At 74.1% G+C, this 17,405-nt stretch carries 1 protein-coding gene; it reads right to left on the bottom strand.

Features of this window, described 5'->3' with window-relative positions; genetic code table 11:
* Positions 1 to 54: 54 nt before the first annotated feature.
* A complete protein-coding gene (locus tag ABD329_RS34430) occupies positions 55 to 17,358 on the bottom strand; it encodes an SDR family NAD(P)-dependent oxidoreductase (RefSeq protein ID WP_425574417.1) in 17,304 nt (5,767 codons plus the stop codon).
* Positions 17,359 to 17,405: the final 47 nt, after the last annotated feature.

Raw genomic sequence — 17,405 nt, 5'->3', positions numbered from 1 at the left:
CCGGAAGACCTTGTCACTTGACGTCGGCTGCGGTCACTTCAGGAGATCGTCACTTCAGGAGATCCCGAATTCCTTGCCGATGAAGTCGAAGAGGTCGTCGTCCGTGGCGGACTCCAGCTCCTCGGCGACTCCGGCGCCGTCTTCCGGTCCTCGGTTGTCATTCCATTGCGCGAGCAGGGCCTGGAGCCGTGCGGTGACCCTGCTCCGGCCCTCGTCGTCCGGGGCGGCCCCGGCCCCGGCCAGGGCCAGGGACTTCTCCAGCCCGTCGAGCTCCGCGAGCAGCGAGGTGACCGCCGACGCGTCGTCCGGGAGGATCTCGCCCCTGAGGTACTCGACCAGTGCACTGGGGGTCGGGTAGTCGAAGACCAGCGTCGCCGGGAGGCGGACTCCGGTCGTCGCGTTGAGACGGTTGCGGAGCTCGACCGCGGTGAGCGAGTCGAAGCCGACCTCGCTGAACGAGCGGGCCGGGTCGACCGTCTCCGGGCCGGGGTAGCCGAGGACGGCCGCCACCTGGGTGCAGACCAGCTCCAGCAGCACCTCCTCGCGCTCGGGCTCGGACAGCCCGGCGAGCCGCTCGCGCAGCGCCTCGGCACCGGCCGCGGCCGCCGCCGCGGACTCGGCGGCGCGGCGGGCGGGGGCCCGGACCAGGCCGCGGAAGAGCGGGGGCAGCAGGCCGCTGCTCGCTTGTGCCCTGAGGGCGGACATGTCGAGCGGGAGCGGTACGAGGAGGGCGTCGTTCGAGCCCCGCACGGCGTCGAACAGCTCCAGGCCAGTCTCGGCCGTGAGCACGCCGACGCCTCCGCGGCGGATGCGGGCGATCTCTGTCTCGTCCAGCTCACCGCCCATGCCGCCGCCGGCCACGGACCACAGGCCCCAGGCGAGGGAGGTGGCGGGCAGGCCCTGGGCGCGGCGGTGCTGGGCGAGGGCGTCCAGGAAGGCGTTGGCCGCCGCGTAGTTGCCCTGGCCGGGGCCGCCGAAGACGCCTGCGGCCGAGCTGAACAGGACGAACGCGGCCAGGTCCGGGTGGTGGTCGCGGGTCAGCTCGTGGAGGTTCCACGCCGCGTCGGCCTTCGGGCGCAGTACGTGCGCCATGCGGTCGGGGGTCAGCGAGGCGATCACGCCGTCGTCCAGGACACCTGCCGTGTGGATGACGGCGGTGAGGGGGTGGGCGGTGGGGATCGCCCTCAATGCGTCGGCGAGGGCTTCTCGGTCGGCCGCGTCGCAGGCCACCCAGTGGGCTTCCGCGCCCAGCGCGGTGAGTTCCACGGTGAGTTCGGCGGCGCCGGGGGCTTCCGCGCCACGGCGGCTGAGCAGGAGGAGGTGGCGTACGGCGTGGTTGGTGACCAGGTGCTTGGCGAGGAGGGTGCCCAGGGTGCCGGTGGCGCCCGTGATCAGGACGGTGCCGTCGGTGTTCCACTCGGGCGCCTGGCTCTCCGTCGCCGTTGCCACGGTGGTGGCGCGCGCCAGCCTTGGCGCCCTTGGGGCGCCGTCGCGGAGGGCGATCTGGGGTTCGCCCGTTGCCAGGGCGGTGGCCAGGGTGTCCTGGGGCTTGCCCTTGGCGTCCGTGTCCACGAGGACGATGCGGTCGGGGTTTTCCGCCTGGGCGGAGCGGGCCAGGCCCCAGATGGCGGCTTGGGCCGGGTCGGTGGCGGGGCTGTCCGTGCCGGTGCTTACGGCTCCTGAGGTGAGGATGACCAGGCGGGCATCCGCGAAGCGGTCGTCGGCCAGCCACTGCTGGAGGAGGGTCAGGGTGTGGGTGGTGGCGTGGTGCGCCGCGTCGGCCGGTGAGGAGCTTTCCCCTATCCCGCCCCTTCCCGTAACCATGGGCTTCGCCCCTGGACCCCGGTCCTCAAGCGCCGGACGGGCTTCAAGTGTCGCGGCCGGTGCCCCGGCACGCCCTTCGGGCGTGTCCTCAATCGCCGGACGGGCTTGATGTGCCGCGCCCGGGCCTTCAAGTGCCGCGTCTACATGAGCTTCGTGTGCCAGCGACACCACGACGTACTCCGGGAGCGCCTTGCCCCCTTCCAACGCCTCTGCCAGCGCCGCCAGGTCCTCGTAGGCCGTGAGGCCCAACGTGTCGGGGCCCACTGCCGCCCAGCGGTCGGGGGACACTTCGGCGGACGGCGACGCCGCTACCGGGACCCAGTCCAGGCGGAACAGGGAGTCGGACGGGCTGCCCGGGCGGGCTGTGCCCAGTTGGTCCGGGGAGATCGTGCGGAGGGCCAGGCCCTCGACCGATGCCACCGGGGCGCCCGTTGTGTCGGCCAACTCCAACGACACCGTGCCGGTGGCCGTGCCGTCCAGCCGTACCCGTAGGGCCGAGGCGCCCACCGCGTGCAGGGAGACGCCGGTCCAGGAGAAGGGCAGGCGGCCCTGGCCGGTGCCCTCCTCGGTCGTCTGGAGGCCCAGCGCGTGCAGTGCGGCGTCCAGCAGTGCCGGGTGCAGCCCGAACGCGCCCGCGTCGGACCTGCGGTCCTCCTCCAGGCTGACCTCGGCGAACACCTCGTCGCCGCGTCGCCAGGCGGCCGTCAGGCCCTGGAAGACCGGGCCGTAGGCGAAGCCCGAATCGGCCAGGCCTTCGTAGAGGCCCGCTACCTCGATCTTCTCGGCCTCGGCGGGCGGCCAGGCGGTCAGGTTGAACGACGGGGGCGTGGCGCCCGACGCCACCAGTGCGCCCGTTGCGTGGCGCAGCCACGGTTCGTCCGTCGGGGCGCCCTCCGCACGCGAATGCAGGGTGAGCGCGCGGCGGCCGGTGTCGTCGGGGGCGGCGAGGGAGAGCCGGAGCTGGACGGCGCCCTGGTCGGGGACGATCAGGGGGGCTTCCAGGGTGAGTTCGTCCAGGCGGTCGCAGCCCGCGTGGTCCCCTGCCCGCAGGGCCAGTTCCACGAAGGCGGTGCCCGGCAGCAGCACCGTGCCCATGACGGCGTGGTCGGCCAGCCAGGGCTGGGTCTGGAGGGAGAGCCGTCCGGTGAAGGCGATGCCGTCCGAGTCGGGCAGTTCCACGGCGGCGCCCAGCAGCGGGTGGCCCGCCGCGTGGAGGCCGATCGCGGTGGCGTCGCCGCCGACCGGTCCGGCGTCCAGCCAGAACGAGCGGCGCTGGAAGGCGTACGTCGGCAGATCGACCACCCGGGGGCCGTACGGGGCGTACAGCGGACCGAAGTCCACCGCCGTGCCCCGGACATGGGCGGTGCCGACAGCCGCCAGCAGCGTCTCGTCCTCGGGGCGGCCCTTGCGCAGCGCGGCGGCGAAGGCGGCCGCGTCGGCGTCGGTCACGCAGTCCTGGGCCATGGCGGTCAGGACACCGTCCGGGCCCAGCTCGAGGTAGGTGGTGATGCCCTGGGCCTCCATCGTCCGGACACCGTCGAGGAAGCGGACCGCCTCGCGGACATGGCGCACCCAGAAGTCAGCCGTCATGATCTCCTCCGCGGAGACCACGCCACCGGTCAGGTTGGACACGATCGGGATGCGCGGAGGCTGGTACGTCAGCCCCAGCGCCACCTCGCGGAACGCGTCCAGCATGCCGTCCATATGGGGCGAGTGGAACGCATGGCTGACGGTGAGCCGCTTGGTCTTGCGGCCCTCCGCCTCGAAGGCCGCCGCGATCTCCAGCGCCGCGTCCTCGTCGCCCGCGACCACGATCGACGTCGGGCCGTTGACGGCCGCGATGCTCACGCGCTTGCCGAGCCGCGGGGTCACCTCGTCCTCGGACGCCTGGACGGCGATCATCGCGCCACCGGCGGGCAGCCGCTGCATCAACCGCCCGCGGGCGGCCACCAGCTCGGCGGCGTCGGCGAGCGTCAGCACACCGGCGACATGGGCGGCCGCCAGTTCGCCGATGGAGTGGCCGGAGAGGAGGTCCGGCTTGACGCCCCACGCCTCGACCAGGCGGAACAGCGCCACCTCGATCGCGAACAGCGCGGGCTGGGTGAAGCCGGTCCGGTCCAGCCGCTCCGCGTCGTCCCCGAACATCACGGTCTTCAGCGGCCGCGTCAGGTGCGGGTCCAGCGCGTCGCAGACCTCGTCCAGTGCCTCGGCGAACGCCGGGTGGGCGTCGTAGAGCTCACGGCCCATGCCGAGCCGCTGGCTGCCCTGGCCGGTGAACAGGACGGCCAGCTTGCCGCCCTCGGCCACCGCGCCCTCGACAAGACCGGTCGTGGCGCGGCCCTCGGCGAGGGCGTCCAACCCGGCCAGGAAGGTGTCCCGGTCCCGGGCGACGAGGGTCGCCCGGTGCTCGAAGGGCACCCGGGAGGTGGCCAGGGAGTGGCCGAGGTCGGCCAGGGACAGCTCGGGACGGTCGGCCACATGGGCGCGCAGCCGGGCCCCCTGGGCGCGCAGCGCCTCGGGGGTCTTGGCGGACAGCACCCATGGGAGCGCGGACGGCTCGCCGGCCGGAAGCCCAGGAACCTGCGTCTCCTCGGGCTCCGGCGCCTGCTCGATGATGGCGTGCGCGTTGGTGCCGCTCATGCCGAAGGACGAGATACCGGCCCGGCGCGGACGCCCGGTCTCCGGCCACTCCCGCGCCTCGCTCAGCAGTGACACCGCACCCGCCGCCCAGTCCACGTGCGGCGACGGCTCATCGATGTGCAGCGACTTCGGCAGCACGCCGTGCCGCATCGCCTGCACCATCTTGATGATGCCCGCGACACCGGCCGCGGCCTGCGTGTGGCCGAAGTTGGACTTGATCGACCCCAGCCACAGCGGCTGATCCTCGGTCTTCTCCTTGCCGTACGTGGCCAGCAGCGCCTGCGCCTCGATCGGGTCACCCAGCGTCGTCCCCGTGCCGTGCGCCTCGACCGCGTCCACATCACGAGCCGACAGACCGGCGTTGGCCAGGGCCTGACGGATCACCCGCTGCTGGGACGGGCCGTTGGGCGCCGTCAGACCGTTGGACGCACCGTCCTGGTTGACCGCCGTGCCCCGCACGACCGCCAGCACCCGGTGGCCGTTCTTCTTCGCGTCCGACAGCCGCTCCACCAGCAGCATGCCCACGCCCTCGCCCCAGGCCGTGCCGTCGGCGGCCGCCGCGAACGGCTTGCAGCGGCCGTTCCTGGCCAGGCCGCGCTGGCGGCTGAACTCGGTGAACACATCGGGGGTGGTGATGATGGTGACACCGCCCGCGAGGGCCATCGTGCACTCGCCGTTGCGCAGCGCCTGCGCCGCCAGGTGCAGCGCCACCAGCGACGACGAACACGCCGTGTCGACGGTGACGGCCGGGCCCTCGAAGCCGAAGGTGTACGACACCCGGCCGGAGGCGATGCTGCTGGAGCCGCCGGTGCCGAGGTAGCCCTCGACGCCTTCGGGGACGGTGTGCAGCCGGGACACGTAGTCGTTGTGCATCTGGCCGACGAACACGCCGACCTGCTTGCCGCGCAGCGCCCCGGGGTCGAGGCCCGCCCGCTCGAAGGACTCCCAGGAGGTCTCCAGCAGCAGCCGCTGCTGGGGGTCCATGGCGAGCGCCTCGCGCGGGTTGATGCCGAAGAAGGCCGGGTCGAAGTGGTGGGCGTCGTAGTAGAAGCCGCCCTCGCGGGCGTACGAGGTGCCGGGCCGGTCGGGGTCCGGGTCGTAGAACGCCTCGAGGTCCCAGCCCCGGTCCTCCGGCAGCCGGGCGATGCCGTCCCGGCCCTCGGCCAGCAGCTCCCACAGCTCCTCGGGGGTGCGCACATCCCCGGGGAAGCGGCAGCTCATCGCGATGATGGCGATCGGGTCGTCCTCGTCCGTCCCGGCACCCGCCGGGCCCTCGGCCCGCGCGGGGACGGCGGCCGCCGCCTCGGAGCCGAGCAGCTCCTCCAGCAGATATCCGGCGAGCGTGGTCGGCGTCGGGTAGTCGAAGACCAGCGTGGCGGGCAGCCGCAGCCCGGCGGCGCCGCCGAGGCGGTTGCGGAACTCCACCGCGGTCAGCGAGTCGAAGCCGAGGTCCTTGAAGGCCCGGCTCGCCTCCACCGCGTCGGGCGAGTCATGGCCGAGCACCACGGCCACCTGGGCGCGCACCAGGTCCAGCAGGGTCTGCTCGCGCTCGGCCGCGTCCAGCCGGACCAGCCGCTCCACCAGCGAGGAGCCGTCCCTGTCCGCGCCCGACTCGGCGGTGCGGCGGGTCGTACCGCCGCGCACCAGACCGCGCAGCAGCGGCGGCACCATCTCGATGGGCGCGCCGGTGAGCGGCGCCAGGTCCAGCTGCATGGGCACCAGGAAGGCGTCGCCCACCTCCTGGGCGGCGTCGAACAGCGCCAGGCCCTCCTCGGAGGAGAGCCCCAGCACCCCGGAGCGGGTCATCCGGGACTTGTCGGTGGCCTCCAGCTCACCGGTCATCCCGCTGGCCTCGGTCCACAGCCCCCAGGCCAGCGAGGTGGCGGCGAGGCCCTGGGACTGGCGGTGGCGGGCCAGGGCGTCCAGGAAGGAGTTGGCCGCCGCGTAGTTGGCCTGGCCGGGGCCGCCGAACGTCCCGGCCGCCGAGGAGAACAGCACGAACGCGGCCAGGTCCTGGTCGCGGGTCAGCTCGTGGAGGTTGACGGCCGCGTCCACCTTGGGGCGCAGCACCTTCTCCAGCCGCTCCGGTGTCAGCGCGTCGATGACCCCGTCGTCCAGCACACCGGCGGTGTGCACGACGGCGGTCAGCGGGCGCCCGGCGGGGATGTCGGCCAGGACGGCGGCGAGCGCGTCCCGGTCGGCCGCGTCGCAGGCGGCGATGGTGACCTCGGCGCCCAGCTCGCGCAGTTCGGCGGCGAGTTCGGCCGCGCCCGCGGCCTGCTCACCGCGGCGGCTGGTGAGCACCAGCCGGCGTACGCCGCGCTCGGTGACCGCGTGCCGGGCGACCAGGCCGCCCAGGGTGCCGGTGCCGCCGGTGATCAGCACCGTGCCGTCCGGGTTCCACGGGGCGGGCACGGTGAGCACGACCTTGCCGATGTGGCGGGCCTGGCTGAGGTAGCGGAACGCGTCCGGGGCCTGCCGCAGGTCCCACGCGGTGATCGGCAGCGCCCGCAGCGCGCCCTGCCGGAACAGCTCCAGCAGCTCGCTCAGCATCTCCTGGATGCGGTCCAGGCCCGCCTCGGTGAGGTCGAACGCCTGGTAGGAGACGCCGGGGTAGGTGGCCGCGACCTCTTCGGGCGCCCGGACGTCGGTCTTGCCCATCTCGACGAACCGGCCGCCGCGCGGCAGCAGCCGCAGCGAGGCGTCCACGAACTCCCGGGCCAGCGAGTCCAGTACGACATCGACGCCACGACCGCCGCTGACCTCGCGGAACGTGTCCTCGAAGGCCAGGTCGCGGGAGGAGGCGATCCGGTCGTCGGCCAGCCCCAGCGAGCGCAGGGTGTCCCACTTGCCCTGGCTGGCGGTGGCGTAGACGTCCACGCCCCAGTGGCGGGCCAGCTGGACGGCGGCCATGCCGACACCACCCGCGGCGGCGTGCACCAGCAGCGACTCCCCGCCCTGGAGGTCGGCCAGGTCGCGCAGCGCGTAGTAGGCCGTCATGAAGACGATCGGGACGGACGCGGCCTGGGCGTACGACCAGCCCTCCGGCATCGGCACGACCATGCGGCGGTCCACGACCACCAGCGGGCCGAAGCCGCCGGGCAGCATGCCCATCACCCGGTCGCCGGGCGCCAGATCGGTGACGCCGGGGCCGGTCTCGAGGACGACTCCCGCGCCCTCGCTGCCCATCAGGCCCGCGTCACCGGGGTACATGCCGAGCGCGTTGAGCACATCGCGGAAGTTCACACCGGCGGCCCGGACCGCGATCCGCACCTGCCCGGCCTCCAGCGGCGCGGCGGCCTCCGGGCTGGGCAGCAGGGTGAGGTTCTCCAGGGTGCCCTTGTCCTGGATGTCCAGCCGCCAGGCCGGCTCGCCGGGCGGCGGCACCATGGGCCCGGCGGCGGCGGTGCGCGCCAGCCGGGGGGCGTGTACGGCGCCCCGGCGCAGTACGAACTGCGGCTCGCCGGAGGCGAGCGCGGCGCCCAGCGCCTCGTAGGAGGCGTCGGTGCCGTCGAGGTCGACCAGCACCAGCCGGTCCGGGTTCTCCGACTGCGCCGAGCGCACCAGACCCCACACCGGGGCGTGCGCCAGGTCGTGGGTCCCGGCGTCGCCCGCGGTGGCGACCGCGCCCCGGGTGACCAGCACCAGCCGGGACGCGGCGAACCGGTCGTCGGCCAGCCACGCCCGGACGAGCGCCAGGGTGCGCTGGGTGGCGGTGTGGACGGCGGCGGTCACCTCATCTCCGGTGGCGCCGCGCGGATCGAGGTACGCCAGGACGTAGGCGGGCGCGTCCCCGGCCGCGGCCAGCGCGTCCAGGTCGGCGTGGATCGCGGCGCCGGAGGTCAGCGGGGCGGGCGCGCCCTCGCCGAGCACCGTCCAGAACGCGGCCGGGCTCTCGGTGGACAGCGGCACGGTGGCCCAGTCCAGCCGGTACAGCGACTCGTGGTACGCGGCGGAGCGGCCCTCGGCGAGCTGCCCGGCCGAGACCGGGCGCAGCGCCAGCTGCTCGACCGAGGCCACCGGGGCACCGGTGCCGTCGGCCAGCTCGAGCGACACGCCGTCGGCACCGGCCGGGGTCAGCCGGACCCGGAGCGCGTCGGCGCCCACCGCGTGCAGCGACACCCCGCTCCAGGAGAACGGCAGCCGCCCCTGCTCATCGCCGCCCGCGCGGGCGAAGGTGCTGTGCAGCGCGGCGTCCAGCAGCGCCGGGTGCAGCCCGAACGCGCCCGCGTCGGCCTTGCGGTCCTCCGGCAGCCGCACCTCGGCGAACACCTCGTCGCCGCGCAGCCAGGCGGCGGTCAAGCCCTGGAACATCGGCCCGTACGCGAAGCCGCCCTGCGCCAGGTGCTCGTAGAGCCCCTCGACCTCGGCGGGCTCGGCGCCCCGCGGTGGCCACGCCGTCAGGTCGAACGAGGGCCGCGGGCCAGCGGCCACCAGCACACCGCTCGCATGCCGGATCCACGGCAGCTCGGCGGGCGCGTCCTGCGCCCGCGAGTACAGCTCCAGCGTGCGGTGCCCGGCCTGCTGCGGGGCGCCGACGACGATCTGGAGCTGGACCGCGCCGCGCTCGGGCAGCACCAGCGGCGCCTCGATCGTCAGCTCGTCCAGCCGGTCGCAGCCCACCTGGTCCCCGGCGCGGATGGCCAGCTCCACGAAGGCGGTGCCGGGCAGCAGCACGGTGCCCATGACGGCGTGGTCGGCCAGCCACGGGTGGCTTTCGAGGGAGAGCCTGCCCGTGAAGAGGAAGCCGTCGGAGTCCGCCAGCGGCACGGCCGCGCCCAGCAGCGGGTGGTCGGCCCGGTCCAGACCCGCCGACTCGACGTCGCCCACGAAGCCCGCGGGGGACGTCAGCCAGAAGCGGCGGTGCTGGAAGGCGTAGGTCGGCAGGTCGACGCGGTGGGCGCCGGTCCCCGCGAAGTACGCGGACCAGTCCGGCGTCACCCCACGGACGTGCAGGGCGGCGAGGGCGGTGGCCACGGTCTCGGCCTCGGCGCGGTCCTTGCGCAGCGCGGCGGCGAAGGCGGTGTCCTCGCCGGTCACGCAGTCCTGGCCCATGGCGGACAGCACGCCGTCGGGGCCGAGTTCGAGGTAGGTGGTGACGCCCTGGGCTTCCAACGTCTGTACGCCATCGAGGAAGCGGACGGCCTCGCGGACGTGGCGGACCCAGAAGTCGGGGCTGGTGATCTCGACAGTGGAGACGACGTTCCCGGTGAGGTTGGAGACGATCGGGATGCGCGGGGCCTCGTACGACAGGCCCTGCGCCACCTCGCGGAACGCCTCCAGCATCCCGTCCATGCGCGGGGAGTGGAACGCGTGGCTGACCGTGAGCCGCTTGGTCTTACGGCCCTGGGCCTCGAAACCGGACGCGATCGCGACGGCCGCGTCCTCGTCGCCCGCGATGACGACCGACGTCGGGCCGTTGAGGGCGGCGATCGAGACGCGCTCGTTGAGCAGCGGCAGGACCTCGTCCTCGGACGCCTGAATGGCGATCATCGCGCCACCGGCCGGAAGCGCCTGCATCAGACGGCCACGCGCCGCCACCAGCTTCGCGGCGTCCGCGAGCGAGAGCACACCCGCCACATGCGCGGCGGCCAGCTCACCGATCGAGTGACCGGAGAGGAAGTCGGGCCGCAGCCCCCACGCCTCCGAGACCAGCCGGAAGAGCGCCACCTCGACCGCGAACAGCGCGGGCTGGGTGAAGCCGGTCTGGTCCAGCTCCTCGGCGTCATCCCCGAACACCACGGTCTTCAGCGGCCGTTCCAGATGCGCGTCCAGCTCGTCGCAGACCGCGTCGAACGCCTCCGCGAACACGGGGTAGGCGTCGTACAGCTCACGGCCCATGCCCAGCCGCTGGCTGCCCTGCCCGGTGAACAGGAACGCCACCTTGCCGTCCGCCACCGAGCCCTGCACCAGCCCCGCGGCCGACTCGCCGCGCGCCAGCGCCTCCAGGCCGGAGGTCAGCGCCGCGCGGTCCCCGCCGACCACGACGGCACGGTGGTCCAGCGCGGCGCGGGAGGTCGCGAGCGAGTACGCCAGGTCGGTCGGGGACAGCTCCGGCCGCCGTTCCAGGTCGGCGAGCAGCCGCTCGGCCTGCGCCCGCAGCGCGTCGGCGTTCTTCCCGGACACGGTCCACGGCAGCACGGACGGCCGAGCCGCCGGAAGCGCGGTGACCTCGGCCGGTTCGATCTCCGGCGCCTGCTCGATGATGGCGTGCGCGTTGGTGCCGCTGACGCCGAAGGAGGAGACACCGGCCCGGCGCGGACGCCCGGTCTCCGGCCACTCCCGCGCCTCGCTCAACAGCGACACCGCGCCCGCCGCCCAGTCCACATGCGGCGAGGGCTCGTCGAGGTGCAGCGACCGGGGCAGTACGCCGTGGTGCATGGCCTGCACCATCTTGATGATGCCCGCGACACCGGCCGCGGCCTGGGTGTGGCCGAAGTTGGACTTGATCGACCCCAGCCACAGCGGCTGGTCCGCGGTCTTCTCCTTGCCGTACGTGGCCAGCAGCGCCTGCGCCTCGATCGGGTCACCCAGCGTCGTCCCCGTACCGTGCGCCTCCACCGCGTCCACGTCACCAGCCGACAGACCCGCGTTCGCCAGCGCCTGACGGATCACCCGCTGCTGCGACGGACCATTCGGCGCCGTCAGACCGTTCGACGCGCCATCCTGATTGACCGCCGTGCCCCGCACGACCGCCAGCACCTTGTGACCGTTCTTCCTGGCGTCCGACAGCCGCTCCACCAGCAGCATGCCCACGCCCTCGGCCCAGCCGGTGCCGTCCGCGTCGGCCGAGAAGGACTTGCAGCGGCCGCTGGCCGAAAGCCCGCCCTGGCGGCTGAAGTCGATGAAGGTGTCCGGGGTGGACATGACGGTGACACCGCCCGCGAGGGCCATCGTGCACTCGCCGTTGCGCAGCGCCTGCGCGGCCAGGTGCAGCGCCACCAACGACGACGAACACGCCGTGTCGATGGTGACCGCCGGGCCCTCCAGACCGAAGGTGTACGCCACCCGGCCCGAGGCGACACTGCCCGCCGTACCGGTGCCGAGGTAGCCCTCCAGGCCCTCCGGCAGTGCGGTCAGCCGGGAGAGGTAGTCGTGGTACATGACGCCCGCGAAGACGCCGGTCTTGCTGCCGCGTACGGTCGCCGGGTCGATCCCGGCGCGCTCGAACGCCTCCCAGGAGCTCTCCAGCAGCAGCCGCTGGTGCGGGTCCATGGCGAGGGCTTCGCGCGGGTTGATGCCGAAGAAGTCGGGGTCGAACTCGCCCGCGTCGTAGAGGAATCCGCCCTCGATGGTGGCGCTGGTGCCGGTCTGCTCGGGGTCGTCGCCCAGCAGGCCCTCCAGCTGCCAGCCGCGGTCGGTCGGGAAGCCGGAGATGGCGTCCACCGAGTCGGTGACCAGCTGCCACAGCCCCTCCGGGCTGGTGACCCCGCCGGGGTAGCGGCAGCTCATGCCGACGATGGCGATGGGCTCGTCGTCGGCGACGGCCACGGTGGCGGCCGGGGCCGCGGCGGCCTCGTCCGCCTGGTCGCCGAGGATCTCGGTGCGCAGGAAGCCGGCGAGCGCGGTCGGCGTCGGGTAGTCGAAGACGAGGGTGGCCGGGAGCCGTACGCCCGTGACGGCACCGAGGCGGTTGCGCAGCTCGACGGCGGTGAGCGAGTCGAAGCCCAGCTCCTTGAAGGCGCGCGCCGAGCCGACGGCCTCCGGGCCCGCGTAGCCGAGTACGGCGGCCACCTGACCGCAGACGATCTCCAGCAGCAGCCGGTCGCGCTCGGGCACGGACAGCCCGAGGAGCCGGTCGGCGAGCCCGCCGGGGGCCGCGCCGCCGCCCGACTCGACCACCCGGCGGCCGGGGGTCCGCACCAGTCCGCGCAGCAGCGCGGGGACCAGGCGTGCGTCGGCGTGCCGCAGCGGCGCCAGGTCCAGGTGCATGGGGACGAGCGTGGGGTCGCCCACGGCGAGGGCGGTGTCCAGGAGGGCCAGGCCCTCCTCGGAGGAGAGGGCGGCCACTCCGGCGCGGGTGATGCGCTGGATGTCGGTGTCGTCCAGGTCGCCGGTCATGCCGCTGCGCTCGGCCCACAGGCCCCAGGCGAGGGCGGTGGCGGGCAGCCCCTGGGCGCGGCGCCGGTGGGCGAGGGCGTCCAGGAAGGCGTTGGCGGCCGCGTAGTTGGCCTGGCCGGGGCCGCCGAGGGTGCCGGCGGCGGCGGAGAACAGCACGAACGCGGACAGGTCGAGGTCGCGGGTCAGCTCGTGGAGGTTCCACGCGGCGTCGACCTTGGGCGGCAGGACGCGGTCGACGCGCTCGGCGGTCAGCGAGCCGATGACACCGTCGTCCAGCACACCGGCGGTGTGCACCACGGCGGTCAGCGGGTGTTCGGCCGGGATGGCGGCGAGCGTCCCGGCGAGCGCGTCGCGGTCGGCCACGTCGCAGGCGGTGAGGGTGACCTCGGCGCCCGACGCGCGCAGCTCGGCGACGAGTTCGGCGGCGCCGTGGGCGTCTCCCCCGCGCCTGCTGAGCAGCAGCAGGTGGCGTATGCCGTGCTCGGCCACCAGATGGCGGGCGACGAGCCCGCCCAGGGTGCCGGTGGCGCCGGTGACCAGGGCGGTGCCCTCGGGGTCGAGCGCGGGGACGGTCTGCTCGGGGTCGGAGGCGACCTTGGCCAGCCGCGGTACGACCACAGTCCCGGCGCGGACGGCGAGTTGCGCTTCGCCGGTGGCCAGGGCGGCGGACAGCGTCCGGTACGACTCGTCGGTGCCGACGGCGCTGTCGAAGTCCATCAGGACGAAGCGGTCCGGGTTCTCGGACTGCGCGGAGCGCAGCAGACCCCACAGCGGGGCGTGGGCCAGGTCCTCGGTGTCCGCGTCGGCGGAGGTGGCGACGGCGCCACGGGTGGCGATCACCAGCCGGGAGCCCTCGAAGCGGGCGTCGGCGAGCCAGTTCTGGACCAGCTCCAGCGCGCGGTGCAGGGCCTCGCGCACGACGGTCTCGAGGGGAAGCCCGGTGTCATCCGCGAAGAACGGGGCGACGACGGCCTGCGGCACCGGGGTTCCGGCGTCCACGGCCGCGCCGAGCGCGGCCAGGTCGGCGTACCCGGCGGCGGTGGGCAGGGCGGTGGCGAGCTCGGGGCGCTCGGCGCCCAGCACCGCCCACTGCCCGGCCACCACGGTGGTGTTGGCCGGGACCGGCACGTGGGTCCACTCGACGCGGAACAGCGCCTCGTGGAAGGCGCCGCGCGCGGCGTGCACCTGGTCGGGCGAGACGGGGCGCAGCAGCAGCGAGTCGACGGAGGCGACGGGCGCGCCGCTCTCGTCCGTCACCAGTACGGCCACCGCGTCCTGACCGGCGGGCGAGAGCCGGACGCGCAGCGCGGCGGCGCCCACGGCGTGCAGCCGGACCCCGCTCCAGGAGAAGGGGAGGCGGCCGTGTTCGGTGTCCTCCAGGAGGGAGCCGATGCCCACGGCGTGCAGGGCCGCGTCCAGCAGCGCCGGGTGCAGCCCGAACAGCTCGGCCTCGGCGCGGGCGCTCTCGTCCAGCCGCACCTCGGCGTACACCTGGTCGCCGTGTTGCCAGGCGCCCTGGAGCCCCTGGAAGACCGGGCCGTAGGCGAAGCCGGTCCCGGCGAGCCACTCGTAGAGGCCGTCCACGGGGACTTCGGTGGCACCGGCCGGGGGCCAGGCGGTGAGGTCGTCGGAACGGTCGGAGGGCGTGGTGGCGCCGGTGCCGAGCACACCGGTGGCGTGGCGGGTCCACTCGCCCTCGCCCCAGGTGCCGTCGGGGGCCTCCTCACGACGCGAGTGCAGGGTCAGCGAGCGGCGGCCGGTCCCGTCCGGGGCGCCCACGGACACCTGGAGCTGGACGCCGCCCTGCGGGGGCAGCACCAGCGGGGCCTCGAGGGTCAGCTCCTCCAGGACATCGGCGCCCGCGTGGTCACCGGCGCGGATGGCCAGCTCCACGAAGGCGGTGCCGGGCAGCAGCACGGTGTCCATGACGGCGTGGTCGGCCAGCCAGGGGTGGGTCTGGAGGGACAGCCGTCCGGTGAAGAGGAATCCGGCGCCGTCGGCGAGCGACACGGCGGCGCCGAGCAGCGGATGGTCGGCGGAGCCGAGCCCGGCGGCGGTGACGTCACCGGTCCAGGGGCCGGGCGGCTCGGGCCAGTACAGCTCGCGCTGGAAGGCGTAGGTGGGCAGTTCGACGCGGCGGGCGCCGGACCCCTCGAAGACCGCCGCCCAGTCGACGGCCACGCCGTGCACATGGGCGCGGGCGAGGGCGCCGGCCAGGGCGGTGGCCTCGGGGCGGTCGCCGCGCAGCACGGGCACGAACACGGCGCCGTCGCCGGTGACGCAGTCCTGCGCCATGGCGGAGAGCACCCCGTCGGGGCCCAGCTCCACGTACGTGGCGACGTCGTACTCCTCGAGCCGGCGGACGCCGTCGGTGAAGCGGACCGCCTCGCGGACGTGCCGGACCCAGTAGTCGGGCGAGCAGATCTCGTCGGCGGAGACCGAACCGCCGGTGAGGTTGGAGATGATGGGGATGACCGGCGGGGCGTAGGTCACCTGCCGCGCGACCTCGCGGAACGCGTCCAGCATGCCGTCCATGCGGGGCGAGTGGAACGCGTGGCTGACGGTGAGCCGCTTGGTCTTACGGCCCCGCTCCTCGAAACCGGACGCGATCGCGACGGCCGCGTCCTCGTCACCCGCGATGACCACCGACGTCGGCCCGTTGAGCGCGGCGATCGACACCCGCTCGGTGAGCAGCGGCGCCACCTCGTCCTCGGACGCCTGGATCGCGATCATCGCGCCACCGGCGGGCAGTTCCTCCATCAGCCTGCCACGCGCGGCCACCAGCTTGGCGGCATCCGCCAGCGACAGCACACCGGCCACATGCGCGGCGGCCAGCTCACCGATGGAGTGGCCGACGAGGAAGTCGGGCTTGACGCCCCACGTCTCCAGCAGCCGGAACAGCGCCACTTCGAGGGCGAACAGCGCGGGCTGGGTGTAGCCGGTGCGGTCCAGCGATCCGCTGTCGTCGCCGAACATCACCGTCTTCAGCGGCGTCTGGAGGTGCTGGTCGAGCTCGGCGCACACCTCGTCCAGGGCGCGGGCGAAGCTGGGGACGGCCGCGTACAGCTCACGGCCCATTCCGGCGCGCTGGCTGCCCTGGCCGGTGAAGAGGAACGCGACCTTGCCCTCGGTGACCTCGCCCCGGACGACGCCGCCCGTGGGGGTCTCGTCGGCGAGTTCGGCCAGTCCGCGCAGCAGTTCGTCGCGGCCGTCCGCGCCCGTGAGGACCACGGCCCGGTGGTCCAGCGCGGCACGGGTGGTGGCCAGCGAATGGGCGAGGTCGACCAGGCCGAGGCCCGGGTCGTCCTGGATCCGGGCGGTGAGCCGCTCGGCCTGGGCGCGCAGCGCCGGTGCGCTCTGCGCGGACACCAGCAGCGGCACCTGCCCGCCGATGCCGGTCCACTCCGAGGGAGTGATGTCGTCGCCGCCGGGGGCCTCGCGGTCCTCGGCGGGTGCCTGCTCGATGACGGTGTGGGCGTTCGTACCGCTCACGCCGAAGGAGGAGATGCCCGCGCGGCGCGGCTGGCCGGTCTCCGGCCACGGGGTGTTCTCGGTGAGCAGGGAGACGGCGCCCGCGTCCCAGTCCACGTCCCGGGAGGGGGCGTCGACGTGCAGGGTCCTGGGCAGCACCCCGTGCTCGATGGCCTTGACCATCTTGATGATTCCGGCGACACCGGCGGCGGCCTGGGTGTGCCCGAAGTTGGACTTGATCGAGCCGAGCCACAGCGGGCGGCCCTCGGCCCGGTTCTGCCCGTACGTGGCGAGCAGGGCCTGGGCCTCGATGGGGTCGCCGAGGCTGGTGCCGGTGCCGTGGGCCTCGACGGCGTCCACCTGGGCCGGGGTGAGCCGGGCGTCGGTGAGCGCCTGGCGGATGACGCGCTGCTGGGACGGGCCGTTGGGCGCGGTCAGACCGTTGGACGCGCCGTCCTGGTTGATGGCGGAGCCCCGTACTACGGCCAGCACCTTGTGGCCGTTCTTTCGCGCGTCCGACAGCCGCTCGACGAGCAGCATGCCGACGCCCTCGCCCCAGCCGGTGCCGTCCGCGCCGTCCGCGAACGCCTTGCAGCGGCCGTCGGGCGCGAGGCCGCGCTGGCGGCTGAAGTTGATGAACGCGCGCGGGCTGTTCATCACCGTGACACCGCCGGTGAGCGCCAGCGAGCACTCGCCGCCCCGCAGCGCCTGGATGGCCAGGTGCAGCGCCACCAGCGACGCCGAGCACGCGGTGTCGACGGTGAGCGCCGGGCCCTCGAGGCCGAAGGTGTAGGAGATCCGGCCGGAGATGACGCTGGCGGCGTTGCCGGTGAGCAGATACTGCTCGACGCCCTGCGGCAGCGTGTGCATCAGCTCCGGGTAGTCCTGGCCGTTGGTGCCGACGAAGACACCGGCCTTGCTGCCGCGGAGCGTGGCCGGGTCGATCCCGGCCCGCTCGAACGCCTCCCAGGACGTCTCCAGCAGCAGCCGCTGCTGCGGGTCCATGCCGAGGGTCTCGCGCGGGCTGATCCCGAAGAACCCGGCGTCGAACTCGCCCGCGCCCTCCAGGAATCCGCCCTTGTCGGTGTAGCTGGTGCCCTGCTCGTCGGGGTCGTCGGCGAAGAGCGCGTCGGTGTCCCAGCCACGGTCCGTGGGGAAGTCCGCGATGGCGTCGCCGCCCGCGGCCACGAGCTCCCACAGCTCCTCCGGAGACGTGACGCCTCCGGGGAACCGGCAGCTCATTCCGACGATCGCGATCGGCTCAGGCTCCTGCGACTCGACCTCGCGAAGACGCTGCCGCGTCTGGTGCAGATCGGCAGTTACCCGCTTGAGGTAGTCGAGGATCTTGTCCTGATCCGCCATTGGAGTCTCACCCATGCTTCTCGTCACAAACCTTGCGCCCTCGGACC

It is taken from the genome of Streptomyces javensis, from assembly GCF_039525925.1.
GTDB classification, from domain to species: domain Bacteria; phylum Actinomycetota; class Actinomycetes; order Streptomycetales; family Streptomycetaceae; genus Streptomyces; species Streptomyces asiaticus.
Note: the sequence above shows the minus strand (reverse complement) of the source record. Positions and strands in the feature narration are given on the sequence as shown.

What these genes read in the sequence shown, in the direction of transcription:
- ABD329_RS34430 (WP_425574417.1), bottom strand. Translation starts at nt 17,358, where the DNA reads ATGGCGGATCAGGACAAGATCCTCGACTACCTCAAGCGGGTAACTGCC.